The following is a 23,011-nucleotide window of genomic DNA, read 5'->3' on the forward strand; positions in this document are numbered from 1 at the left end:
AATATTTGAATAAGATAATTTGCATTCTCTACATGATATTTGTCTTTATTATAAACTATATAAGTGTTGAAAAACACCAAAGATAATTTAGATGTTTTTAGACGTATAAATAGTATAAGTATTACAGTTTAAAAAAAAGATTTAGCAATGTATCTTGTGGTTATTGGCTTGGTGTAAGATCTTATAGAAATATAAGATAGTATTAGGTGGTTTATTTTCTACCAAAATCAGCAGGTATTTCTCCCCAAGCTTTGGTTTCCCATTTTACAATAGTTGTTGTGTATGTGTTTTTATGTAACCAATCTATAGCGCGATCTACCAAATCAAAAACAGGTTTGTTTTTTTCATTTCGCTCTAGCTTTGTGTTGCAGGTTTTTTTACGTACCCAACTCATTGCAGTTTTTGAGTCTGTATAAATAATAAAGTTGCTGTTGTGTTTTTTTAAAAAACTTAATCCGTGAACCAAGGCTAAAAATTCGCCAATATTATTTGTTCCTTCGGCAAAAGGACCTTGAATAAAAAGCTGTTTTTTAGATTTTGTTTCTACACCTCGATACTCCATAATACCAGGATTTCCTGAAGAAGCAGCATCTACAGCAATAGAGTTATAATTAGGTTGTCCAATTTTTTTTAATTCTTCTGGACTAAGTTGGCTTTTAAATTTTTTGTTGGTTCCTATATAATCTTTGTAATTGCTGTTAAGTGCTTTTTTTGCAGCTTCAAAGGTGGCAAAAGATTTATATTGTGCGCCTTGGTAATCTTTTATTTGCGCTTTGCAGTCATTCCAAGTATCAAAAACACCAACATGGTGTCCTTTCCAAACCGTGTAATATTTTTTTTTCTTTTTACTCATGTTGTTATTTCAAAAAAAAGGTAGGGATTTTTTTTGATTTAATTTCTAATTTAAAAGATCATTAACTACTTCTGGAAAGTGTTTCATTTCTAATTCATGAATTTTTTTAGCAACATCTTGAGCAGAATCTGTGTTTTTCACCTCGCATTTTGCTTGAAAAATGATTGCTCCTTCATCATAATGTTCATTTACATAATGAATTGTTATTCCTGTTTCTTTTTCTTTATTACTTACTACAGCTTCGTGAACGTGCATACCATACATGCCTTTTCCTCCAAATTTTGGTAGTAAAGCAGGATGCACATTTATGACCTTATTGGGAAATTTTTCTAGAATATTTTCAGGAAATTTCCATAAAAATCCTGCTAGTACAATTAAGTCTGGTTGCTTACTTATAAGTATGTCTAAGACATCATTGGTTTCAGTAAAAGCAGTTCTATTAAAAGATAATGCGCTAATTTTCAGTTTTTTACATCTATCTAACACTTTGGCATGAGGATTGTTAGTTAGAACCTGAATAACAGACGCATTTTCTCTGTTGTGAAAAAACTTAATTAAATTTTCAGCATTAGTTCCACTTCCGGAAGCAAAAATTACAATACGTTTCATTTACAGATAATAATGTTAAAATTGTTCGAACAAAAAAAAGAATAATTATTAACAATTAGAGGTTAAAAAAGAATTATTCAGCTTTATTTATTAAATTAGAACCACATTTTTTAAGGAAAAGTGTGTTTTAAAATAAAGTTTTTTATTTTTGCCATCTAATAAAACTTAAAATTAAAAAGATTATGTCAGACATTGCATCAAGAGTAAAAGCGATTATCGTAGACAAACTAGGAGTTGATGAAAACGAAGTTGTAACGGAAGCTAGCTTCACAAACGATTTAGGAGCAGACTCATTAGATACTGTAGAATTAATTATGGAGTTCGAAAAAGAATTCGATATTCAAATTCCAGATGATCAAGCTGAAAATATTGCAACAGTTGGTCAAGCTATTTCATACATAGAAGCAGCTAAATAAGAACAGATTTATGGAACTAAAGCGAGTTGTAGTTACAGGGTTAGGAGCATTAACACCAATTGGTAATACTAAAGATCAATATTGGCAAGCCTTAATAGATGGAAAAAGTGGTGCTGCGCCTATAACATATTTTGATACAGAAAAGTTCAAAACCAAGTTCGCTTGTGAAATAAAAAACTTTAACGCCACCGATTTTCTAGATAGAAAAGAGGCGCGTAAAATGGACAAGTTCACTCAGTACGCTATGGTAGCTTCAGACGAAGCTATCATAGATGCTAAGTTAAATCTTGATACCATTAATAAATTACGTGTTGGTGTTATTTGGGGAGCAGGAATAGGTGGACTAGAAACTTTTCAAAACGAGGTTTTAAACTTTGCAGCTGGAGATGGTACGCCAAGGTTTAATCCTTTCTTTATCCCAAAAATGATTGCAGATATTGCACCAGGAAACATTTCTATTAAAAATGGTTTCATGGGTCCTAATTACACCACAGTTTCTGCCTGTGCCTCTTCTGCTAATGCAATGATAGATGCGCTAAACTATATACGTTTAGGACATTGTGATGTTATTGTTACAGGAGGAAGTGAAGCAGCAGTTACTATTGCTGGAATGGGAGGCTTTAACGCTATGCATGCATTATCTACTAGAAATGAAAGCCCAGAAACAGCATCTAGACCTTTTGACGCTACCAGAGATGGTTTTGTTTTAGGTGAAGGAGCAGGAGCTATTGTTCTAGAAGAATATGAACACGCAAAAGCTAGAGGTGCAAAAATATATGCTGAAGTGTTAGGAGGAGGAATGTCTTCTGATGCACACCACATGACAGCACCACATCCTGACGGAATTGGAGTTATTGCTGTTATGAAAAACTGTTTAGAAAATGCAGGACTAAAACCAGAAGAAGTAGACCATATAAATACACATGGTACTTCAACACCTCTAGGAGATGTTGCAGAACTTAAAGCTATTTCTGAAGTTTTTGGTGATCACGCAAAAAATATAAACATTAACTCTACAAAATCGATGACTGGTCATCTATTAGGAGCTGCAGGAGCTATTGAGTCTATTGCATCTATACTTGCAATAGAACATGGTATTGTGCCTCCAACAATTAACCACAAAACGGTTGATGAAAATATAGACCCATCATTAAATTTAACGCTTAACCATCCGCAAAAAAGAGAGGTTAAAGTAGCCATGAGTAATACCTTTGGCTTTGGTGGCCATAATGCTTGTGTAGTATTTAAGAAGCTAGATTAATTTTAATGAGCTACATCAGTAACATATTTAAATCTCGTTCTAAAAACAGCGAAGATTTTTATATGGCTATTCGTGAAATTTTAAGCTTTAAACCAAAGAAATTAAAATTTTACCATACTGCTTTTACACATCGTTCTATGAACATAAAAAATAGCAAAGGACATGCTATTAATTATGAACGATTAGAATTTTTGGGTGACGCTATGTTAAGTGCTGTAATTGCGCATCATTTATATATAGAAGTACCAAGCGGAGACGAAGGGTATCTTACCAAAATGCGCTCTAAAATAGTAAGTAGAGAGCATTTAAATGAACTTGGTAAAGAGCTAAAACTCATAAACCTTGTAGAGAGTAAAATACCAAAAGGGCAGTTTGGCGATAATATTCACGGAAACTTATTTGAAGCTTTAGTAGGTGCTATTTACCTAGATAGAGGCTATAACTATTGCGAAAAATTTATCTACAAACGTATTATTACACCACATGTAGATATTGAAACGCTAGAAGGAAAGGTAATTAGTTATAAAAGCCTGCTTATAGAATGGTGCCAGAAAGAAAAGAAAAGCTTTAATTATGATGTCTATGAAGACTCAGGAAATGATAACACCAGACATTTTTCGGTAAAACTTTCTATAGATAAAAAAGTTATTTCTAAAGCTCGAGCAACTTCCAAAAAGAAAGCCGAAGAAAAAGCATCTAAGCGTGCGTTTTTTGCTTTACAAAAGCAAATTCCTAGACCTGCTACAAATTAAATTAATAGTACACAAACTATATCGTTTTCGTTAAAAAATACTGTTAAGATTACCTTTAGCTTAACATAGTTCTTCGTTTTTAATACTATATTTACAATAATTAAAAGGGATTAATATTTTGCGAAAACTAATTCTTGAAGATTTTATAGATGATATTGACTATACTTTAATTGGTATACATTGCTCTATTGAAGACTACAGATTAGCCTATTTAGTAAACCATTACTTAGGTTTAAAGCTTAGAAGAAAAGATGTAGATATAGAATATAAAGACACATCTAGCTATTCTATTTTTGAATGGAATGACCAAAAACAGCAAACCATCTGGAATTTAGTAGCTAACATTAGCAAAATAGAAGTAAACGATACAATAGATGCTACTTCATTATTTGTAAATCAAGAAAAATTTACCAAAACAAACTATTTAATTCCCGAATACAAGAAAGTAAATTTTATTTTAAAGATAAGTGATGATCCATATCAACACCTACAAAAGCAAGCTTTAAATAAAATTATAGAAATACCACAAGTAATAACAGCTTTTGGTATTGATGCAAACAATTTAAAAACTACAGAACAATTAATATTTAACTAATGTTAAAAAGAAAAAAAACAAAAATAGTAGCAACCTTAGGACCAGCAACAAGTACCAAAGAAGTATTAAAAGGTATGCTAGAAGAAGGTGTAGATGTATTTAGAATCAATTTTTCGCATGCAGATTATGATGATGTAAAAAACCGCATCAAAATGATACGCGAGCTAAATGAAGAATTTGGTTACAATGCAGCTATTTTAGGAGATTTACAAGGTCCAAAACTTCGTGTAGGAGTAATGAAAGGAGACATAATTGTAAAAGAAGGAGATGAAATTATTTTTGCAACAGGAGAGCGTTTTGAAGGAACTAAAAAACGTGTATACATGACCTATGATCGTTTTCCGCAAGATGCAAAACCAGGAGAACGTATTCTTTTAGATGATGGTAAACTTATATTTGAAGTAGTTTCTACAGATAAAAAATCCGAAGTTAAAGCTAAAGTTATTCAAGGAGGGCCTCTTAAATCTAAAAAAGGAGTAAACCTACCAAATACCAATATCTCACAACCTGCTTTAACCGAAAAAGATATTGAAGATGCTATTTTTGCTATCGAGCAAAAAGTAGACTGGATGGCATTATCTTTTGTGCGTCATGCCGAAGATCTTATGCAACTAGAAGAGCTAATTAAAAAACATAGCGAACATAAAATTCCAATCATTGCAAAAATTGAAAAACCAGAAGCCGTAGAAAACATAGACAAAATTGTTGCCTATTGTGATGGTTTAATGGTTGCTCGTGGTGATTTAGGAGTAGAAATTCCAGCAGAAGAAGTACCACTTATTCAAAAACAATTAGTACTTCGCGCTAAAAAAGCTAGAATTCCAGTAATTATTGCAACGCAAATGATGGAAACCATGATTTCTAGCCTTACACCAACAAGAGCAGAAGTTAATGACGTTGCCAATTCGGTTATGGATGGTGCAGATGCCGTAATGCTTTCTGGTGAAACTTCCGTTGGGCAATATCCAGTACAAGTAATTCAGCAAATGTCTAACATTATTAAAAGTGTAGAAGACTCTCCGCTAATTCAAGTACCACAATTACCACCGCATATTCGTACCAAAAGATACATTACAAAATCTATCTGTTATCACGCAGCTAATATGGCAAACGAAATTAATGCAAAAGGTATTTCAACCCTTACCAATAGTGGTTATACAGCATTTCAAATTTCTGCTTGGCGACCACAATCGCACATCTTAGTATTTACATCAAACAAACGTATTTTAACACAATTAAACTTACTTTGGGGAGTTAAAGCATTCTATTATGATAAGTTTGTAAGCACAGACGAAACCATAGAAGACGTAAATGCCATAGCCTGTAAAAAAGGATACCTAGAAGTAGGAGACATGCTTATAAGCTTAGCAGCAATGCCAATTCAAGAAAAAGGTATGGTAAACACACTACGTGTCACCGAAATTACAAGCTGTAGTTTCTAAAAAATGTTTTTATTCCCTCGCAGGAGGGAATCTTTCGTTTTTTAAGAGATATTAATTTTTATAGCGTTTACTACTTCGCTGAAAAAGCTTCGTAGCACCGCGCTTTCACTACTCGCTCTCTGCGAGGAGCTCAAACAAACCGTTCAATCGCTAACGCGAAATCAAGAACATAACAATAATAAAAAACCAGTTACAATCATGTAGCTGGTTTTTTTATTTTAAGTAGCATATAAAACAAAGCATCTATTAATTCAATTATAAACCTTACTTTTGAAGACTCAAAAAATGTTTATTATAAACTGTAATTTATGCCATACCAAGATGAATTTGTTCTTTTCTGGGAACAAGTAAAACAAAGTGTAGAAGAAGGAAGATTTGCCAAATTAACCATGGCAAAAACCATTGGTAAGCAAGAATTAAAAAACATATTTGTAAGACCTCTAGACGCAGAATCTGGTTCTAATGTACTAGTGAAAGTACACTACAGACCTAAAGAAACAGAAGACGAAGAGCAAGAACTTAGCTTAGACCAAACCTTTACGTTTTTAAAAGGCTATTTATTAAAACCCTTTTTATCTGTTATCTTATTTACCACAACCAAAGATGTAACCTTTAAAGTAAATAAAAAAGGAGCAGGAAGCATTACTGAAAATGCACCAACATTTCGCGATGTTATTCTAGCTAAACGTTCAGAATAAACTACCTTATTCTATTGCATGCTTAGCTAAAAACTCTAAAATAAGTTTAGCAACCTCTCTTGTTTTTTCTTCTGCTGCAAAATGTCCAGCATCTAGTAAATGTAACTCGGCATTAGGTACATCTCTTAAATAGGCTTTAGCACCTTTATAATTAAATTTTAAATCCTTTTTTCCCCAAGCAATAAGCGTTTTAGGTTGGTTTTCACGTAACATACTTTGCCATTTTGGGTAACGCAATAAATTAGTATTGTAATCTTGAAAAAGCTGTACTTGAATTTCTCTGTCTTTTTTAGAGGCTAAAAAAGCCAAATCATGCGTCCATGCATCCGGACTTTGTATATGGATGTTGGTACTGTCTAAATCAAATAAATACTGTTTGTTAATAATGGCATCTTTACCTGTTAAACCATATAAAAAATCGTGTTTTTCGGGTGATGTATCTGTTTGTGCTGTTCTAAAAAAATCTTGTCGTTGTGTGGTTAATCCGTCTAAATACGCATTGGCATTTTGAACAATTAAAGCTTCAATGCGTTTTGGGTTTTTCATCATCATTCTATAGCCAACAGGAGCACCAAAATCTTGCATGTACATCACGTAGTTATCAATTTTAAGAGAGTTTATTAGCTTTTCGGTATAATCTGCCAATAAATCAAAAGTATATGTTGTGGTTTCAGGGTCTAGATGTGTACTATAACCAGAACCTAAATTATCAGGCGCAATAATATGGTAATGCGTGGCTAACATAGGAATTAGGTTTCTGTAAGAATGCGAAGAAGAAGGATAACCATGTAATAAAACAATGGTTGGCTTGTTTTTATCTCCAGCTTCTCTATAAAACAGTTTTACACTGTCTATTTCTTTGTAATTATAGGTAGTTGCAGGAGGTAAAAAATACGCTTTGTTGTTGTTTGCTTCAGTTTTTTTTGTGTCACTACATGCAAAAACAGATAGTGCTGTAAGTAAAAGGAAGAATATGGATTTCATGGAAGCTTTTTAGTTTCTTTATGGTTTAGACGTATTTATTGGTGATGCTTTCTCGTGAAACGGTTTATTTTTTAATAATAGCATGCGCATTTAGGTGTTAGATAAAAGCCATAACCAAAATAGATGCAGGTTATGGCTTTTAAGTTGTTTTTTAGCTTTTAGTTTCTACCAGCCATAACACCTCCATCAGTATCCCAAATAGCGCCTGTAACCCAAGCAGCTTTGTCAGATAATAAGAATACAATACTATTGGCAACGTCTTCAGACTCCCCAAAACGTCCTATTGGATGAAATCCGTTAAAACCAACCAAGGCTTCTTTAGCTGCCTCTTCACCACCAAATACACCATGATAAACAGGAGTATTTACTAGAGCTGGAGAAACTGCGTTTACACGAATATTATCTTCTGCTAACTCCATAGCCAAATGTTGCGTTAACGAGTGTAAACCTGCTTTTTGCATAGAATATGCCGAAGATGGTGTTGCTTTTACCGCTTGTTTTGCCCACATAGAACCTACATTTACTATTGAACCACCTTGAGTTGCTTTCATTTTTTTAGCAGCACTTTGTGTGATAAAAAAGAAACCTCTATTTAAATCTTGGTACGCATTATAATCTTCCATGGTGTGGTCTAAAAAAGGTTTAGGACCAAAAATTCCGGAAGCATTTACTAAATAATCTAAGTTATCAAGCGCATCAATTTTGGTTAATAAAGCATCAACTTCATTCGTGTTAGATATGTCTGCTGTATGTTTTACCAAGTTTGGCACATCTGCAATTTTATTGGTGTTTCTACCTACAACATGTACTGTTGCTCCACCTTCTAATAAGGCGTTTGTTGTTGCATTACCAATGCCGCTTGTTCCACCAATGACTAAGGCTACTTTGTTTTCAAATTCTTTCATAGTATTTTTATTTAATTGTTAATTATAGACAGACAAGTCTGTCTTTTTTATTGTAAATTTTTTTAACTTATTATTTTTTTACATAAATTTTTAGACTCCAAAATAGGCCAATCTTCTTGGTGTAAGTGGCTTTCTCCTACAGCACTTTCATAGAGTAAGTAAATTTGTCTGGCTAGAGAATTTACTTGTGCTTCTTTAACTTGTTCTAAATTATTGGTGATTAGTTTCGCTATTAGTGCAATGAAATCTTTTTTTTGAGATTGAATTTCATTTCTAATCAACTCATTGTCTTTTGGTATTTCTGAAACGGTTTTAATACACCAGCAACCATTAAATTCTTTGTCTTGATAAAACAATTGAAGAAAATCAAAAATGGCTAATATCTGTTCTTTTCCTTTTGGTTTTGATGTAATAAAGGGTTTAAAATTTTGTAAAAAACTATTGTTTTTAAATTGAAGATACGCCAAGCAAATTTCTTCTTTAGACTTAAAATGATTGTATAAGGTGGCTTTTGCAATACCTGCTTCCGCAATAATTTGGTTTATTCCTGTAGCGTTATACCCATTTTTATAAAATAAAAAAGAGGCTGTTTCAGTAATTTTATTTTTTACCTCAGCGTGTTTCATGCTGCAAATATAGAATAATAATTTAAAAACAGACAAGTCTGTCTATTTTTTTAAAAACCAAACTGTAACTGTACACTAACTTCTTTGTCTTTTTCAACAAGCTTTTTAGCTTTTTCGGTATTTAAATTAGATAAAGAAATACCTAATAATCTTACCGAATTGCTCATCTTTTCTTGATACAATAAATCTTTTGCAGTTTCTAAAATAATACTGGTGTCACTAATAAAATAAGGTAAAGTTTTACTTCTGGTTTGTAAAGTAAAATCACTGTATTTTATTTTTAGGGTTACTGTTTTTCCAGCAACTTTACTTTTTTTTAAACGTCTGGATACTTCCTCGGCAATATGCTGTAGCTTTTCTAGCATAAAAATTTCAGAAGAAAGGTTTTCTTGAAAAGTACGTTCTGCAGCAAGTGATTTTCTGGTTCTGTTTGGTTTTACTTCGCTGTTGTGTATTCCTCTAACAATATAATAGTAGTAGCGTCCAGATTTCCCGAAGTTTTCGTCAAGGTATTCTAGTGTTTTAGATTTTAAATCCTTTCCTGTAAAAATGCCTTTTTGGTACATTTTTTCGGCAGTAACTTTACCAACACCATAAAATTTTCGGATATCTAAATCTTCTAAAAAAGTTAACACCTCTTCCGGATTTACCGTTTTTTGTCCGTTAGGTTTGTTATAATCACTAGCTACTTTGGCAATAAACTTATTGATGCTAATTCCTGCCGAAGCGGTTAAGCCTATCTCATTGTAAATACGATCTCTAATTTCTTTAGCAAGTAACGAAGCGCTCGGATTTCCTTTTTTGTTTTCGGTAACATCTAAATAGGCTTCATCTAAAGAAAGCGGTTCTACCAAATCGGTATAATCAAAAAAAATCTTTTTTACTTTTTTTGATATTTCCGTGTATCTATCAAAACGCGGTTTTACAAAAACAAGGTCAGGACAGTTTCGTCTTGCTTGTGCGCCACTAATGGCACTTCGTACGCCAAATTTTCTAGCTTCGTAACTTGCAGCACTAACCACACCACGAGTTCCGCCACCACCAACAGCAACTGGTTTTCCGCGTAGTTCTGGGTTATCCATTTGTTCTACAGAAGCATAAAATGCATCCATATCTACATGAATAATTTTTCGAATTGGTAAATCGCTTGACATGATGTAAATTTAGAAAATAATAGAATGAAACAATTCATGAAAAAAAGTATTCTTCTAATTTTAATAATAATTTCTGTACTCTGTACCATTGTTTCGTCTTATATAAACAATAGTGTTATGCATTATGTGTTTAAACCTTTGTCTACTATATTGGTGATTCTTTTACCTGTTTTGTACGCTAAAAATGGGTTAAAACCTTATAAAAACATGCTGTTAATAGGTTTGGTTTTTTGCCTAATAGGCGACGTTTTTTTAATGTTTGATGCGTATTTTGTTTTAGGCTTAGCTTCCTTTTTAATTGGTCATGTGTTTTTTATCTATGCATTTACTACTATAAATGGTTTTAGTACGAAATGGAAAACCTTGATTCCGTTACTAATTATTTCAGGATTTGTGTTTTTGTTTTTAAAAGACCATTTAGGTAATTTATTAATTCCTGTAATTCTTTATATAACTTGTATTGTTCTTATGGCATGGCAAGCTTTAAACGTATATATTTGGAAAAAAGAATATGGGTTTTTGTTAATAACCATTGGTGCTTTTTTGTTTTTAGTATCTGATTCTGTTTTAGCAATAAATAAGTTTGTTACTAATTTTACCATAGCCCAATTTTTAATCTCAAGTACCTATTGGTCTGCAATTACTTTAATTGCACTTTCAACAATTTATATTAATGACACATCAAAAACAGAAATCTAATTTAGAAATAGAGCGTAAGTTTTTAGTAAAATCTACAGCGTTTAAAACGGAAGCTTTTAAGCAAACCAAAATTGTACAAGGGTTTTTAAGTACCAATAAAAAACGAACCGTTCGCGTAAGACTAAAAGGCGAACAAGGTTTTTTAACCATAAAAGGAGCGTCTTCTAAAAACGGATTATCGCGTTTTGAATGGGAAAAAGAAATTAGTAAAACCGAAGCAGAAGATCTTTTAAAACTTTGTAAAAAAGGAGTTATTGATAAAATACGATATGAAGTTAAAGTAGAAAATCATATTTTTGAAGTAGATGAATTTTTTGGCGCAAACAAAGGTTTGATTGTTGCAGAAGTAGAATTACAAGAAGAAACCGAAACTTTTGTTAAACCCGATTGGTTAGGAAAGGAAGTCACCGGAAAAATAAAATATTATAACTCGCAATTAAGTAGTAACCCTTTTACTACTTGGAAAAAATAAAATACCCATGAAACAATTTATAATTTTAATTTTTGCTTTAGTAACTGTTGTAGCTTGTAAAAAAGAAAGTAAAGCCGTTACAGATGATATTTCAACCGTTCCAAATATAGAAGCAGTAGAAGAAGTAATAGATGAGGTTGTAGAAGAAAAGCCATCTGTTACTGCACTTAAAGCGGAATTAAAAGCAAAAGGATTTGAAACCTTTGATTATGTAGACCCAAAAACGCAAGACACCATACTTATGCAAAAATACTTTATGGCGTTTTTAAAGAAAGGACCAATAAGAAGCCAGAATGAAGAAGTAGATAAAGGGTTACAAGAAGAACATTTAGAACATTTAGGTAGAATGTACGACGAAGGTTTTGCCGATTTAATAGGTCCTTTTGGAGACGATGGAGATATACGTGGTATTACTGTGTATAACGTGCCAAATAAAAAAATGGCAGATAGCTTGGCTAATCTAGATCCTATGGTACAAGCAGGTCGTTTAGCTGTAGAGATTCGACCTTGGTGGTGTGCAAAAGGACAGTTTTTACGATAAAATAAATGATTTACCGTTATTGTTTGTTTTCCACTTTAATCCTTGTTATTTAGATATTTCAATCCAACGTTTGGCCTCGTTACCAAAGGCATCCACAACTGTGATAATATGTTTTCCTACCTGAGGCAAAATAGCCATATCATGAATGTCTTTTGTAGTGCCAACAAATTCCGCATCTACATACCAAAACAATGTGGTTTCAGGTTTAGAATGTGCCATTTTTAAAACGAGCTCATTGGTATTACCATCAAAATCTTTAGGTAAAAAAATGGTGGTGTTTTCTTTAGGGTAAATAAACTGCATAGAAATAGCGTTTTCGCCCAAATAATCACTTCTAAATTTTGGTAAAGTTTTATAAAAAGGGTTTTTGGTTTTGTAGTAAAACTCCATTAAAGGAGGTAATACAAACCAAGATTTGTTGGTAATATTACCAATAGCTTCACAAGAAGAATTTACTTGATATTGTTCGTTTTTATCTAAATGCACTAACAGGTGGTACGGACAAGGTTTCGTTTTTAAACCGCTAATTTGTATAAACTTGTTTTCGGTTTCTTCACAATTTTCTGTTGCTCTGTAACCACTTTTTTTACAAATTTTAATTTCTTGCATTTCATCAAAAGGTTTTGCAAACCAATCGCTATTTGGTAAGGCATCAAAAACATCAAACAAAACAGGAGCAGCGGTTTGTACGCCAACCAAACCAGGTCTTCCTTCGCCATCTGCATTACCAACCCAAACACCAACCACATAATCTTTAGTAGTACCAATTGCCCAAGCATCTCTAAAACCAAAACTGGTTCCTGTTTTCCAAGCTATTTGTTTTGATCCATCAAAAAACTCCCAACTTTCATCGCTTTCGGGTCTATTTACTTCTTTTAAACTTTCATAGGTTAAGTAAATAGAAGCTGCATCATATATGGTTTTATCAGAAGTTTTTTTACCAAATTCTATTTTTTCTGAAGCTAAAAAAGTAGGCTCACAAAATTCATTGGTAAAATATTGACTAGAATTTTCGGTGTAATGATTTACAGTAGAAGATAAAGAAGCATAGCTTTTACATAAATCCCAAAGATTGCTTTCTGCGCCACCAAGTACTAAGGAAAGTCCGTAATGATTGGAGTTGTATTTTAAATCTTTCAGTTTTAACTCTTTTAAATAATGATAAAACCTATCTAAGCCAAACTCTTGTAACATACGTACTGCAGGAACATTTAACGAACGCGATAAAGCACGACTAGCAGGAACAGCACCATCATACTCTTTGTTAAAATTAACAGGAGCATAGCTTCCGTATTGCGTTGGCACATCGGCAACTAATGTGTTTGGTAGCATGTCACCAGAATCAAGCATTGCAGCATATAAAAAAGGTTTTAAAATACTTCCTGTGCTTCTGGGTTTGTCTATGATATCTACATCTTTTTGGTGTGCTTTGTCTGTTGGTGTATTGCCTACATAGGCTAAAACCTGTCTTGTTTTTACGTCTAAAACCAAAACAGCCATGTTGTAGATTTCATTCTGCTTTAATAAGTTATAATGGTTTTTCACAATTGCATTGGTCTGTTTTTGAAGTCTAGAATCTATAGTAGTTTGTATACGCTTGCCATAATTGGTTTTGGCAACTTTTTGTAATAAATGCGGAGCCGTTTGAGGTAAAGGATATGGTTTTTGTGGTAATCCTTCTGCTATAGATAGATTGTAGGTAAGCGAGTCTATTATCTCTTTTTTTAATAATTTGTTTAGCAAACGGTTTCTTTTTACTAGTAATCGTTCTTGGTTTTTACCAGGATAAATCAAACTTGGTGCATTTGGTAAAACAGCTAATGTGGCACTTTCTGCCCAAGAAAGCTGGTTTGCATTTCTATTAAAATAACGCCATGACGCAGCGTCTATACCAACTACATTTCCTCCAAAAGGCGCGTGACTAGAATAATAGGCTAATATTTGTTCTTTGCTTTCGCGAAATTCTAATCGCGTAGCGAGAATCATTTCCTTTATTTTTTCAAAATAGGTTCTAGGTTTTCCTTTTCTAGAAAGCCTAATTACTTGTTGTGTAATGGTACTTCCCCCTCGTTGTACTTCTCCAGATTGCATATTTTGCTTTAAAGCTTTAAAAATAGAAATAGGATTAAAGCCAGGATGCTTGTAAAAATATTCATCTTCAAACTGAATGATACAGGTTTTAAATTTTTCTGGTACACTATCATTTTGCGGAAATCGCCATTGACCATCTTTGGCAATTTGTGCACCTAGCAATTTATTACTAGCACTAGTAATTACTGTTGCTGTTGGATCTTTAAAAAGGGTTTTTGGTAAACAGAAATAATAAGCAAGTAAAAGCACAGCAATGATTACTGACTTTATTTTATGGTGTTTTATGTAGGTTATTGTTTTGTTCATGTTTACTTCCCACGAAAGTGGGAATCTTTTCTTTTTTACCCTTCCGTCTTTGATTTCTTTTTTGAAATCAAATCCACCTTCCCTTGAAAAAAAGGGAAGGAGTTTTGTGTGTTACTATATTGATTTTCTTTTTTTATTATACAAATCTCACTTCATACCAACAGTGTTTATTATTTTATCTCTATTATAAATAATAGTTCTAATTTTAACTCTCCTCGTTTTTTCAAGGAGGAGAGGATTCCGTTTTTTAAAGAAACGGAAGACGAGGTGGTTTTTTTAAACAGATTCCTGTTGTTGCAAGAATTCATATTCGCGTTCTACTTTACAAATTCTCACATGATACCAACTGTACCAATCTTGCCTTCCTTTTAGTTGTGCTTGTAGATGCTCGCTTTGTTGTTTCCAATTTTTAATAGCTTCTAAAGTTTCCCAATAACTAACCGTAATACCAATTTCATTTCTAGCAGATTCTATACCAATAAAACCTTTTTGTTGTTTGGCTAGCGTTTCCATTTTTTCAGCCATTTCAGCATAACCTTCTATGTTTTTATTTTGGGTAGAACTGAAAATTACGGCGTAATAAGATTTTAATGCTTTCATGTTTAATTTTTTTAACGTTACCTAAAGGTCAGGCTTTCACTACTCGCTCTCTGCGAGGAGCTCAAACAGACCGTTCAATCCTTAACGCACTAATCTGCTATGTTTTTTTACTTCACCACTTCAATCCATTCCCCTTTATTTCTAACTAAAAACTCATTGTCATACATAGCTTCAGCTTGTACACCAGGTAAATAATAGGTTCCTAGATAACCAGCATTTAGCATGACGTTAAAAGTTTTGGTGTCGTACTTTCCTTTCTTATTTAAATCGAAATAAAATTGTACTCGATCATCACGAATATCTGTAAACCTAGCTTGGCTAGTAGTGCTGCTTCCAAAGTCTGTAAAACGTGTGTTTACAATTTCCCAACCAGAAGGAAAGATTTGCGTTAAAGCCACATCATTCACTTTTTCGTTATTAAGATTACTTACTTTAACGGTTGCTACAAAATCCTGACCTTGTTGTAACTTAGAAATATCTATAGCGTTTCCTTGTAAATCTTTATAAGCAACAGCAACACTTAAGCCGCGTTGTTCTGTAAGCTCATTTCCTAAAGGTAGTTTTCCAGAATTTAACACACGAACATAAACCAGGTTGCCTTGATTGTTTTTAAAGGAAAGCGAATTACTACCTTCTTTAACCATTAAATCTCGTTGTGCAATAGCGCTTTTTGTGTCTATTTCTTCTGTTTTACCATTTAAAGTAAATTGTAGTTTGATTGCTTTTCCGCCATTAGCTTCTACCATTTTAGCCATTGCAAGTAAACTATAAGCAGTGGTTTGTGTACTCATCCAGCTATCTTTAGACAATTCTTTAGCAATTGTTTTAGACAATTCTCTAGCTCGTGAATCTTTAGTAATGACCATAGTTTCTAAAGCCATAGCACGATTTCTGTTTACAGAGCCATAAGTGTAATAATTATATTTAGGAGGTAAGAATGCAATATTTGCAGTTTTAGAAATTTGTGCGCTTGCTTCTTCTTGTCCTGCTAAAGCATATGCTGCTGCTAATCTCCATTTTGCCTCGTTAGAAATTTCGGTAAACTCACGAAGCCTGTTCATAGCAGCTAAATCAGGACTTCCTGCTAAAGCTAAAGTGTATAATCTGTAAGCTTGTGCAAGATCAGAATTATAAGTTTTATAGCTTGGTCTCCAATCGCGAGCAGCTTGTTTTTGGTAGGCAATCCAATTGGTTTTAAAGGTAAGAGGAAGCACGAAACCTTTCTTTTCGGCTTCTATCATAAAATGGCCAGCGTAACTTGTTCCCCAATCATTGGCTGTGTTTTCTCCCATCCAATAACTCATTCCTCCATTTGGTCTTTGAAAATGACCTAAACGTTTAATACCATTTTCAATATTAGATTGAATTTCTTGTTTCTTCTTAAAGGTTAGGTCAAAAATATCTTGTAAAAATAATTGCGGAAAAACGCTAGAAGTTGTCTGCTCTAAACAACCATGAGGATACTGCACTAGGTATTGTAATCTTCTAGAAAAATCCATTGGAGGCATGGTAGAAAATTCTACCGTAGCGCTATTGGTACCAGCAACTCCAAAGGTGGTGAAATCTAAATTTTTAGTAGCATTAGCTTCTAAGTCTACATCTAAAGCTTTAGATGAAATAGGGTTGGTGTTTACCACATCTAATTCTACTTTATAATTAGATTTTTCGCCATTTCCAGTAGCAATCACTTCTACAGAATTAATCCCTTTTGCTTTACTAACATCTAGTTCAAAATAAACCATTTGTTCGTCTGGTTTAGCAAAGGTTATCGTTTGGTTTTTGCTTCCAACAACTTCTATTCCGTTGCTTAACTTTAAGCTAATGTTTACCTTTTTAATATTCGGTTCCATAGCAAAAACAGTAACAGGAAGGGTTACTTTTTCACCAGGACTTAATTTTCTTGGTAGTGTTGCCAATACCATTAAAGGTTTTTTGACTTGCACTGTTTTGTCTGTGCTACCATAGGCTTCATTAGTAATGTCACCAGCGACAACCATGGTTCTAACGGAACCAATATAATTTGGTATTTTAATTTTGTGTGTTTTATTGTCTCCTGCTTTTAATTGAAAAGGTCCTAAAAAGGTAACCACAGGTTTAAATCTATTTGCTTTTTTGTTTTTTCCATCTGCAGCAGAACCATCTCCACCAATAGCGAATACTTGATCTATACTTCCGGAGTATGCGCCAATTACATCATCAAAAACGTCCCAAGTTTTAACACCTAAAGCTTCTCTTTTGTAAAATTCGTTCCAAGCATTTGGTGTTTTAAATCGTGTTAAATCAAGCAAGCCTTCTTCTACCATTGCAATAGTATAGGTCATTGCTTTATTGTTTTTTTCAGATACTACAACTTCAAATTCTTGTTCAGGACGTAAAACACTAGGCATTTTTAATTCTGGTTCCAGCTTTGTATTTGGGTCTTCTACTAATATTGGAATGACACCATACAAACGAATTGGTAAATCATTTTCTGTAATAGCATGTGGTTGTAGTAAAGAAATATTGACAAATACATTAGGAGCCATTTTTGCTGTAATAGGAATTTGTACTGTAGTTTCTCCTTTGGTAGTTTTTACCCATTTATATTCTATTACTTCTGTGCCGTTTTCAATACTTACTAAGGCACGACCTTCGCTACCAGAAGGAAAGGTAATGGTTGCGGTTTCACCAACATTATAATTTTCTTTATCCGCAGCAAAAGCTAGCATTTTGGCTGCTTCTTTATCTCCAGAAGGTGTATACCAGTTTTTATAAAAATATGCGGTTCTTCCTGTTGCATGTCCGCTTTTAGGATCGAAAACACGAATAAGAAAACGACCTTTATCGCTTTCTGGAATGTTTAATGTGAAGCTGGTTTTTCCATTTGCATCTGTATTTAGCTTCATGTTTTTGTAAGCTTGATGATAGGTGCTTGATGCGTATGAGGAAAGATTGTCATAAGAAGAATTCCACCACCAACGCCAGTTTATTTTATAAACCTTTACTTCTAAACCATTGCGTTGTATAGGTTTTCCTTCGGCATCTACTACAACAATATCAAAGGTTTGATTTTGGTTAGTAACAAAAGAACCATAGCCTTTTCCTTTAGGTGATTTTAACCCAACAAAGGATTTGTATGGTGCGTATTTTTTGGTGAAAGCATCCATAGAAAAGTCTCCACCATTTTCAAAAGCACGAACTAAAAACTGTGCATTAAGCATTCCTGGAGCATTGCTACCAACGTTTAGTTTGTTGGTAATATCAGCTAAGCCTTCTTCGTTTACTTTACCATCAAAAATGATGATTTCTTCGGTTGAAAAAGTACGTGAAGGATCTCTAAAAGTATAATCGGAATAATTTTTAAAACTCGTATATGCATTGCTAAACTTGGCTTTAATTTCGGTTTTTACATTTTTTGCAGGAGCACCATGCAACCATTTTACATCTAATTTTCCGTTTAACGGATTTTCACCAGAAAGTACTTCGTCTTCAAAATCGACTTTAATTTTTAAACGATTAGGCTTCACGGTTTCTATTTTTAATCCTTTATAAAAAGTAGCTCCTCCAACCGAAACTTTTGCATTCCAGTTTCCTGTTTTATCTTCGGTAGCAGTAGGAACTTTAAAGGTGTATAGATTGTTAAGGTTGCTTGTGGTAACATTTCTGTAGGCAAGTTTACCATTAGCGTCTGTAATTTCCATTTTTACAGGATGGCCTTTTGGAAGTTTGTTTCCTGCATCGTTTAACATAAAGGATAAATGCAAGGTGTCTCCTGGTCGCCAAACACCACGTTCGCCATAAATATAGCCTTTAAGTCCGCGTTGTAAACGGTTTCCAGAAACATCAAATTTACTTAAGGATAAAGAATTTCCATCGTTTAGCTTGATGTAGCTGGTGTTATTTCCTTTGGAAACAATAGCGAAAGCAGCATGATTTTCTACATCTATTGTAGCTAGTCCTTCGGTATCTGTTTTTGTTTTTACAATTTCTTGTTGCTGGAAATTATAGATAGCAACAGTTGCTCCAGCTTCTGGATTAGTATCTAAAATATTAGTTACTGCAAAGTAGTAATTGTTGTTTGCTCCTTTTTTTGCAATCACACCAAGGTTAGAAGCCAATACGTTTTGCGCAACGGTTTTACTATTGTAGTAGGCATCTTTACAAGGGTTTTGTCTGTCGTTCCAGTTGTAATAATAGTTTTGGTAGCTGTAGGTTAAATTATCCCAATATTGTTCTTCGCGAAGCTCCTCATCTTCGGTAGATGTTTCTGCATAATCGTTGTAATAGTAATCTTCTTCGTAGTATTCGTCTTCATAATAATCCTCGTTGTTTTCAGAATTCGTTATGTTTTGATTGCTATCGCAATTGTACAACGAGTATTCTTTTTTCATGTCTAACTCTACTCTGTAAATGGCTCCAGGATCTGCTTTTATGTATTTAGATAAATCGATACTGTAGGTTTTCCATTTACCAGAATTTTGCGCTTCGTCTTGTAGTTGAATGGTTTGTTTTGCAATACGTCTTCCAACACGACGTACATCATTTTTGTTGGTGTTGTTGAGGTTGTTGTCTTGTAAAAACTGCAATACATTATCTTCAAAAATCTTGATGATACGTACATCTACAGCTTTTAAATTAACCGCTTCAAAGTTGAATTTTAACTCTTGAGAATTTGGTAAAATTACTCCGTTACTAATTAATCTAACTAGAGGTTTTTCATCTTCAAAAGCAATTAATTCTGAAAAGGGCTTCTTCAATTTATAACCATCGATATTTGCTATACCTTGAAAAACATCGACTTGAATATTACCAACAACTTTAGTATTAGGATAGGCTTTTAATACATTACCATCTACAATGTATTTTGGGCTGTTTACATTTTGAATGGTTACTAAACCATCAAAGTTTTGTTGTTTTTTAATCGGATCGGAGAAGTTGATAGACAAATACTGTTCTGGACTTTGAATAACATCGACTTTGGTAATGGTAAAGTTGTTTTTTCCAGGAATGTTTACGGTGTTTTCGCCAGAATTATCTGCTTGAATGCTTTTTCCGTTCCATGTTACTAGTATTTGGCTGTCTTCTACTAAACGATGAATGCTATCTATTTTAAATTCGAAAAGTTTTTCTTTTTTGTAGGATTCATTCCAAACTATTGCTAGATTTTTTCCGCTCTGCGAAGCTTGTACCAGTTCTTTTGCTTGGTCTAAAGAAATAATGTCTGCTGCACGAATTACACCTTCTAAATATTGCCATTCTTTACTGTAAGATTGTAAATTATTGGTGACAATATTGAAATTTGGTGTAATGGTTTTAAATTGAAATGTATAGGTTTTAAAGTCTGTAGGAATGTTATTAAAAATCTGGTCTAGCTTTACATCCACAGTATATTCTGTATCTGGTTCTAAAGTTTCGTCTGGAACAAGACGTAGCGAATGTTTATTGTTTACTAGTAGTTTTCCTTCTACATGTGGTTTGATAGAAACAATATTATCTGTAATTTCTTGGTTAATTTCCCAACTTTCCACATCATTGGCTAAATTAATTTCAATGGCATTTGCAACAGAAACACGACCAGAAGTAGTATAACTGATGTAGTCTTTAAATTTGAAAATATTGTCTGTTTCTTCTGTGGTTTTTTTACAAGAAAATGTAAAAGCCAAAATAAAGACCAGAGCGAGAAGTTTTTGGGTACGCATAAAAGATGGATTTTTAAAGTGAATAATAGCCTAGAAGTGTAATATAATTCCTATTTATATAAATACTTCTTTTTTTAACACTTTAGATTTTTTGATGGTGTTAAATTCGTCATAAAGTTAATAAAAGGAAAAGGTGTATTGTTTTTAAAAAGGAATATTTTTAAGAATTAAAATGCTGTATCAACAGTTAAATTATTAGTATCTTAGCAAGAAATTAAATAATTCGTAAAAAATAAACATATATGGAAGTTATTTCTACAGATTTCGGAATGGACAAGGCGTTAAAAGCTTTGGGTATTGCAGAAATTAATAATGGAACATCAACGGGTTCTGATAGTTTTTCTAATGGAGATGTTATTGCATCCTATTCGCCAGTAGACGGACAGTTAATAGGAAAAGTAAAAGCAACAACAAGAGAGGATTATGATAAGGTGATGGATGCTGCAACGAAAGCATTTTTAACATGGAGAGATGTTCCTGCTCCACAACGTGGAGAAATAGTTCGTCAGTTTGGTAATAAATTAAGAGAATTAAAAGAGCCGTTAGGAAAGTTAGTTTCTTACGAAATGGGAAAATCTTTACAAGAAGGTTATGGTGAGGTTCAAGAAATGATTGATATCTGCGATTTTGCAGTAGGATTATCTAGACAGTTAAATGGGCAAACGATTCCGTCTGAGCGTCCAGGACACGTAATGCGTGAGCAATGGCATCCAATAGGTGTTGTTGGTATTATTTCTGCATTTAATTTTCCTGTTGCTGTTTGGGCATGGAACACTGCCTTGGCTTGGATTTGTGGTGATGTTTGTGTTTGGAAAGCTTCAGAAAAAGCACCTTTATGCTCTGTGGCTTGTCAAAATATAATTGCTGGAATTTTAAAAGAAAACAACTTACCAGAAGGTATTTCTTGTATTATCAATGGTGATTATAAAGTGGGAGAAATGATGACTACTGACACAAGAATTCCGCTTGTATCTGCTACAGGATCTACTAGGATGGGAAGAATTGTTGGAGCAACTGTTGCTAAGCGTTTTGGGAAATCATTATTAGAATTAGGAGGAAATAATGCTATCATTATTACACCAACTGCAGACTTAAAAGTGGTAGTTCCTGGTGCTGTGTTTGGTGCTGTTGGTACTTGTGGACAACGTTGTACTTCAACACGTCGTTTAATTATTCATGAGTCTGTTTATGATAAAGTACGCGATGCTATTGTTGGTGCTTACAAGCAATTAACTATTGGTAATCCTTTAGATGAAAAAAATCATATAGGACCATTAATTGATAAAGATTCTGTAAATACCTACTTAGAAGCTATTGAAAAAGCAAAAGCTGAAGGAGGAAATGTATTAGTAGAAGGTGGTGTTTTAGAAGGCGAAGGATATGAGTCTGGTTGCTACGTAAAACCTGCTATAATTGAAGCAGAAAATACTTTTGAAATTGTACAACATGAAACTTTTGCTCCTATTTTATATTTAATGAAATATTCTGGAGAAGTAGAAAATGCAATAGCTAAGCAAAATGGCGTAGCGCAAGGACTGTCTTCTGCAATTATGACTAATGAAATGAAAGAAGCAGAAAAATTCTTATCGTATGCAGGTTCAGATTGCGGAATTGCAAACGTAAACATAGGAACTTCTGGTGCTGAAATTGGTGGTGCTTTTGGTGGTGAAAAAGAAACAGGTGGTGGACGCGAGTCTGGATCTGATGCTTGGAAAGTATATATGAGAAGACAAACCAATACTATCAATTATTCTGATGAATTGCCTTTAGCGCAAGGAATTAAGTTTGATTTGTAATGGGATAATTTTATAAAAAAGACAAGCCGCATCGAATGATGTGGCTTGTCTTTTTTAATACCAAATAGTTTTAATTATACATTATTTTTTCTTTACAAATAAACAGGATGCATTACCTGAAAAACACAAATTCTCCTGGTGCTGTAAGTATTAATTCTGAAGTTGAAATAGCTGTAATGGTGTAGTTTCCTGAAACGCTACCTAAAGTAACATGAATAGTTTCATTATTATCTAATAAAGTATAGGTTCCTTCATAATAACCTCCAGATAGACATTCATTTGTAACACTATTTATATAAAAGGTGTCTGTTATAAACGTGCCATCACTTTTAAAATCATAATAGGAAGTTGCTTCACAGTCATTATTTACATGAACAGGATTTCCAACAGGCTTTACAGACTTAATAAACCATTTGTGAGCTAATAATTCTTGTGTTGTAGGTTCGCTACTAGAACTATCGTCATCGCTTTCACAGCTAAAAAAGGTTATAGAAAATAATAGGCTTAAAGTAATAAGTTTTAAAGTTTTCATA

General features: G+C 33.3%; 20 protein-coding genes. 10 read left to right on the top strand and 10 right to left on the bottom strand.

From position 1 onward, the window contains the following. Positions 1–211 precede the first annotated feature (211 nt). Positions 212–853, bottom strand: a complete 642-nt coding sequence (locus ACFSSB_RS11820; protein ID WP_379904469.1) for a ribonuclease H1 domain-containing protein — start codon at positions 851–853, stop codon at positions 212–214. 45 nt (positions 854–898) lie between these two features. Further along, complete coding sequence (gene purN, locus ACFSSB_RS11825; protein ID WP_379904471.1) at positions 899–1,462, bottom strand: phosphoribosylglycinamide formyltransferase; 564 nt, start codon at positions 1,460–1,462, stop codon at positions 899–901. 182 nt (positions 1,463–1,644) lie between these two features. On the opposite strand from purN, the gene ACFSSB_RS11830 reads away from it, so the two are divergent. The 6 genes from ACFSSB_RS11830 (at position 1,645) to ACFSSB_RS11855 (ending at position 6,626) form a co-directional block, all read left to right on the top strand. Next, positions 1,645–1,878 (top strand): acyl carrier protein, encoded by a 234-nt coding sequence (locus ACFSSB_RS11830; RefSeq protein WP_007647141.1) that lies wholly within the window; start codon positions 1,645–1,647, stop codon positions 1,876–1,878. A 10-nt stretch (positions 1,879–1,888) separates the two neighbouring features. Beyond that, complete coding sequence (fabF, locus tag ACFSSB_RS11835; RefSeq protein ID WP_379904474.1) at positions 1,889–3,139, top strand: beta-ketoacyl-ACP synthase II; 1,251 nt, start codon at positions 1,889–1,891, stop codon at positions 3,137–3,139. Between the two features lie 5 nt (positions 3,140–3,144). After that, a complete protein-coding gene (rnc, locus tag ACFSSB_RS11840; RefSeq protein ID WP_379904476.1) occupies positions 3,145–3,891 on the top strand; it encodes a ribonuclease III in 747 nt (248 codons plus the stop codon). 118 nt (positions 3,892–4,009) lie between these two features. Continuing rightward, the gene (locus tag ACFSSB_RS11845) at positions 4,010–4,486 is read left to right on the top strand and encodes an IPExxxVDY family protein (RefSeq protein ID WP_379904478.1); all 477 of its coding nucleotides are present in this window, start codon (positions 4,010–4,012) and stop codon (positions 4,484–4,486) included. Further along, positions 4,486–5,928 (top strand): pyruvate kinase, encoded by a 1,443-nt coding sequence (gene pyk / locus ACFSSB_RS11850; RefSeq protein WP_379904480.1) that lies wholly within the window; start codon positions 4,486–4,488, stop codon positions 5,926–5,928. Before ACFSSB_RS11845 ends, pyk begins: the two co-directional genes overlap by 1 nt. Positions 5,929–6,236: 308 nt before the next feature. Continuing rightward, positions 6,237–6,626, top strand: coding sequence for a hypothetical protein (locus ACFSSB_RS11855; RefSeq protein WP_379904482.1), 390 nt, complete (start codon positions 6,237–6,239; stop codon positions 6,624–6,626). A 6-nt stretch (positions 6,627–6,632) separates the two neighbouring features. Here the strand turns inward: ACFSSB_RS11855 and ACFSSB_RS11860 are convergent, their stop codons facing one another. The 4 genes from ACFSSB_RS11860 to dinB all read right to left on the bottom strand — a co-directional run bounded on the left by ACFSSB_RS11860 (position 6,633) and on the right by dinB (position 10,295). Continuing rightward, complete coding sequence (locus tag ACFSSB_RS11860) at positions 6,633–7,610, bottom strand: alpha/beta fold hydrolase (RefSeq protein WP_379904484.1); 978 nt, start codon at positions 7,608–7,610, stop codon at positions 6,633–6,635. A gap of 158 nt (positions 7,611–7,768) precedes the next feature. Then, on the bottom strand, positions 7,769–8,515 hold the full coding sequence (locus ACFSSB_RS11865; protein WP_379904486.1) for an SDR family NAD(P)-dependent oxidoreductase: 747 nt from the start codon (positions 8,513–8,515) through the stop codon (positions 7,769–7,771). Between the two features lie 62 nt (positions 8,516–8,577). Next, on the bottom strand, positions 8,578–9,141 hold the full coding sequence (locus tag ACFSSB_RS11870) for a TetR/AcrR family transcriptional regulator (protein ID WP_379904488.1): 564 nt from the start codon (positions 9,139–9,141) through the stop codon (positions 8,578–8,580). A gap of 50 nt (positions 9,142–9,191) precedes the next feature. Then, positions 9,192–10,295 (bottom strand): DNA polymerase IV, encoded by a 1,104-nt coding sequence (gene dinB, locus ACFSSB_RS11875; protein ID WP_379904490.1) that lies wholly within the window; start codon positions 10,293–10,295, stop codon positions 9,192–9,194. Positions 10,296–10,331: 36 nt separating this feature from the next. Between dinB and ACFSSB_RS11880 the strand changes: the two genes are divergently transcribed. From ACFSSB_RS11880 to ACFSSB_RS11890, 3 genes are read left to right on the top strand one after another with little or no spacing between them, the layout of a single operon-like run. Then, complete coding sequence (locus tag ACFSSB_RS11880) at positions 10,332–10,994, top strand: lysoplasmalogenase (protein WP_379904492.1); 663 nt, start codon at positions 10,332–10,334, stop codon at positions 10,992–10,994. Further along, positions 10,969–11,466 (top strand): CYTH domain-containing protein, encoded by a 498-nt coding sequence (locus ACFSSB_RS11885; RefSeq protein WP_379904495.1) that lies wholly within the window; start codon positions 10,969–10,971, stop codon positions 11,464–11,466. Before ACFSSB_RS11880 ends, ACFSSB_RS11885 begins: the two co-directional genes overlap by 26 nt. Positions 11,467–11,473: 7 nt before the next feature. Then, positions 11,474–12,007 (top strand): YciI family protein, encoded by a 534-nt coding sequence (locus tag ACFSSB_RS11890; protein WP_379904496.1) that lies wholly within the window; start codon positions 11,474–11,476, stop codon positions 12,005–12,007. 45 nt (positions 12,008–12,052) lie between these two features. On the opposite strand, the gene pbpC is transcribed toward ACFSSB_RS11890, so the two are convergent. From pbpC to ACFSSB_RS11905, 3 genes are all read right to left on the bottom strand, one after another. After that, the gene (gene pbpC, locus ACFSSB_RS11895; protein WP_379904498.1) at positions 12,053–14,404 is read right to left on the bottom strand and encodes a penicillin-binding protein 1C; all 2,352 of its coding nucleotides are present in this window, start codon (positions 14,402–14,404) and stop codon (positions 12,053–12,055) included. A gap of 276 nt (positions 14,405–14,680) precedes the next feature. Then, a complete protein-coding gene (locus tag ACFSSB_RS11900) occupies positions 14,681–15,004 on the bottom strand; it encodes an antibiotic biosynthesis monooxygenase family protein (RefSeq protein WP_379904500.1) in 324 nt (107 codons plus the stop codon). 107 nt (positions 15,005–15,111) lie between these two features. Continuing rightward, complete coding sequence (locus tag ACFSSB_RS11905) at positions 15,112–20,682, bottom strand: alpha-2-macroglobulin family protein (RefSeq protein WP_379904502.1); 5,571 nt, start codon at positions 20,680–20,682, stop codon at positions 15,112–15,114. Between the two features lie 242 nt (positions 20,683–20,924). Between ACFSSB_RS11905 and amaB the strand changes: the two genes are divergently transcribed. Continuing rightward, positions 20,925–22,478 (top strand): L-piperidine-6-carboxylate dehydrogenase, encoded by a 1,554-nt coding sequence (gene amaB, locus ACFSSB_RS11910; RefSeq protein ID WP_379904504.1) that lies wholly within the window; start codon positions 20,925–20,927, stop codon positions 22,476–22,478. A gap of 112 nt (positions 22,479–22,590) precedes the next feature. On the opposite strand, the gene ACFSSB_RS11915 is transcribed toward amaB, so the two are convergent. Next, a complete protein-coding gene (locus ACFSSB_RS11915) occupies positions 22,591–23,010 on the bottom strand; it encodes a lipocalin-like domain-containing protein (RefSeq protein ID WP_379904506.1) in 420 nt (139 codons plus the stop codon). Between the last annotated feature and the right edge of the window lies 1 nt (position 23,011).

The organism is Lacinutrix gracilariae (assembly GCF_042684485.1).
Classification (GTDB): Bacteria; Bacteroidota; Bacteroidia; order Flavobacteriales; family Flavobacteriaceae; genus Oceanihabitans; species Oceanihabitans gracilariae.

What these genes read in the sequence shown, in the direction of transcription:
- ACFSSB_RS11820 (WP_379904469.1), bottom strand. Translation starts at nt 853, where the DNA reads ATGAGTAAAAAGAAAAAAAAATATTACACGGTTTGGAAAGGACACCAT.
- purN (WP_379904471.1), bottom strand. Translation starts at nt 1,462, where the DNA reads ATGAAACGTATTGTAATTTTTGCTTCCGGAAGTGGAACTAATGCTGAA.
- ACFSSB_RS11830 (WP_007647141.1), top strand. Translation starts at nt 1,645, where the DNA reads ATGTCAGACATTGCATCAAGAGTAAAAGCGATTATCGTAGACAAACTA.
- fabF (WP_379904474.1), top strand. Translation starts at nt 1,889, where the DNA reads ATGGAACTAAAGCGAGTTGTAGTTACAGGGTTAGGAGCATTAACACCA.
- rnc (WP_379904476.1), top strand. Translation starts at nt 3,145, where the DNA reads ATGAGCTACATCAGTAACATATTTAAATCTCGTTCTAAAAACAGCGAA.
- pyk (WP_379904480.1), top strand. Translation starts at nt 4,486, where the DNA reads ATGTTAAAAAGAAAAAAAACAAAAATAGTAGCAACCTTAGGACCAGCA.
- ACFSSB_RS11855 (WP_379904482.1), top strand. Translation starts at nt 6,237, where the DNA reads ATGCCATACCAAGATGAATTTGTTCTTTTCTGGGAACAAGTAAAACAA.
- ACFSSB_RS11860 (WP_379904484.1), bottom strand. Translation starts at nt 7,610, where the DNA reads ATGAAATCCATATTCTTCCTTTTACTTACAGCACTATCTGTTTTTGCA.
- ACFSSB_RS11865 (WP_379904486.1), bottom strand. Translation starts at nt 8,515, where the DNA reads ATGAAAGAATTTGAAAACAAAGTAGCCTTAGTCATTGGTGGAACAAGC.
- ACFSSB_RS11870 (WP_379904488.1), bottom strand. Translation starts at nt 9,141, where the DNA reads ATGAAACACGCTGAGGTAAAAAATAAAATTACTGAAACAGCCTCTTTT.
- dinB (WP_379904490.1), bottom strand. Translation starts at nt 10,295, where the DNA reads ATGTCAAGCGATTTACCAATTCGAAAAATTATTCATGTAGATATGGAT.
- ACFSSB_RS11880 (WP_379904492.1), top strand. Translation starts at nt 10,332, where the DNA reads ATGAAAAAAAGTATTCTTCTAATTTTAATAATAATTTCTGTACTCTGT.
- ACFSSB_RS11885 (WP_379904495.1), top strand. Translation starts at nt 10,969, where the DNA reads ATGACACATCAAAAACAGAAATCTAATTTAGAAATAGAGCGTAAGTTT.
- ACFSSB_RS11890 (WP_379904496.1), top strand. Translation starts at nt 11,474, where the DNA reads ATGAAACAATTTATAATTTTAATTTTTGCTTTAGTAACTGTTGTAGCT.
- pbpC (WP_379904498.1), bottom strand. Translation starts at nt 14,404, where the DNA reads ATGAACAAAACAATAACCTACATAAAACACCATAAAATAAAGTCAGTA.
- ACFSSB_RS11900 (WP_379904500.1), bottom strand. Translation starts at nt 15,004, where the DNA reads ATGAAAGCATTAAAATCTTATTACGCCGTAATTTTCAGTTCTACCCAA.
- ACFSSB_RS11905 (WP_379904502.1), bottom strand. Translation starts at nt 20,682, where the DNA reads ATGCGTACCCAAAAACTTCTCGCTCTGGTCTTTATTTTGGCTTTTACA.
- amaB (WP_379904504.1), top strand. Translation starts at nt 20,925, where the DNA reads ATGGAAGTTATTTCTACAGATTTCGGAATGGACAAGGCGTTAAAAGCT.
- ACFSSB_RS11915 (WP_379904506.1), bottom strand. Translation starts at nt 23,010, where the DNA reads ATGAAAACTTTAAAACTTATTACTTTAAGCCTATTATTTTCTATAACC.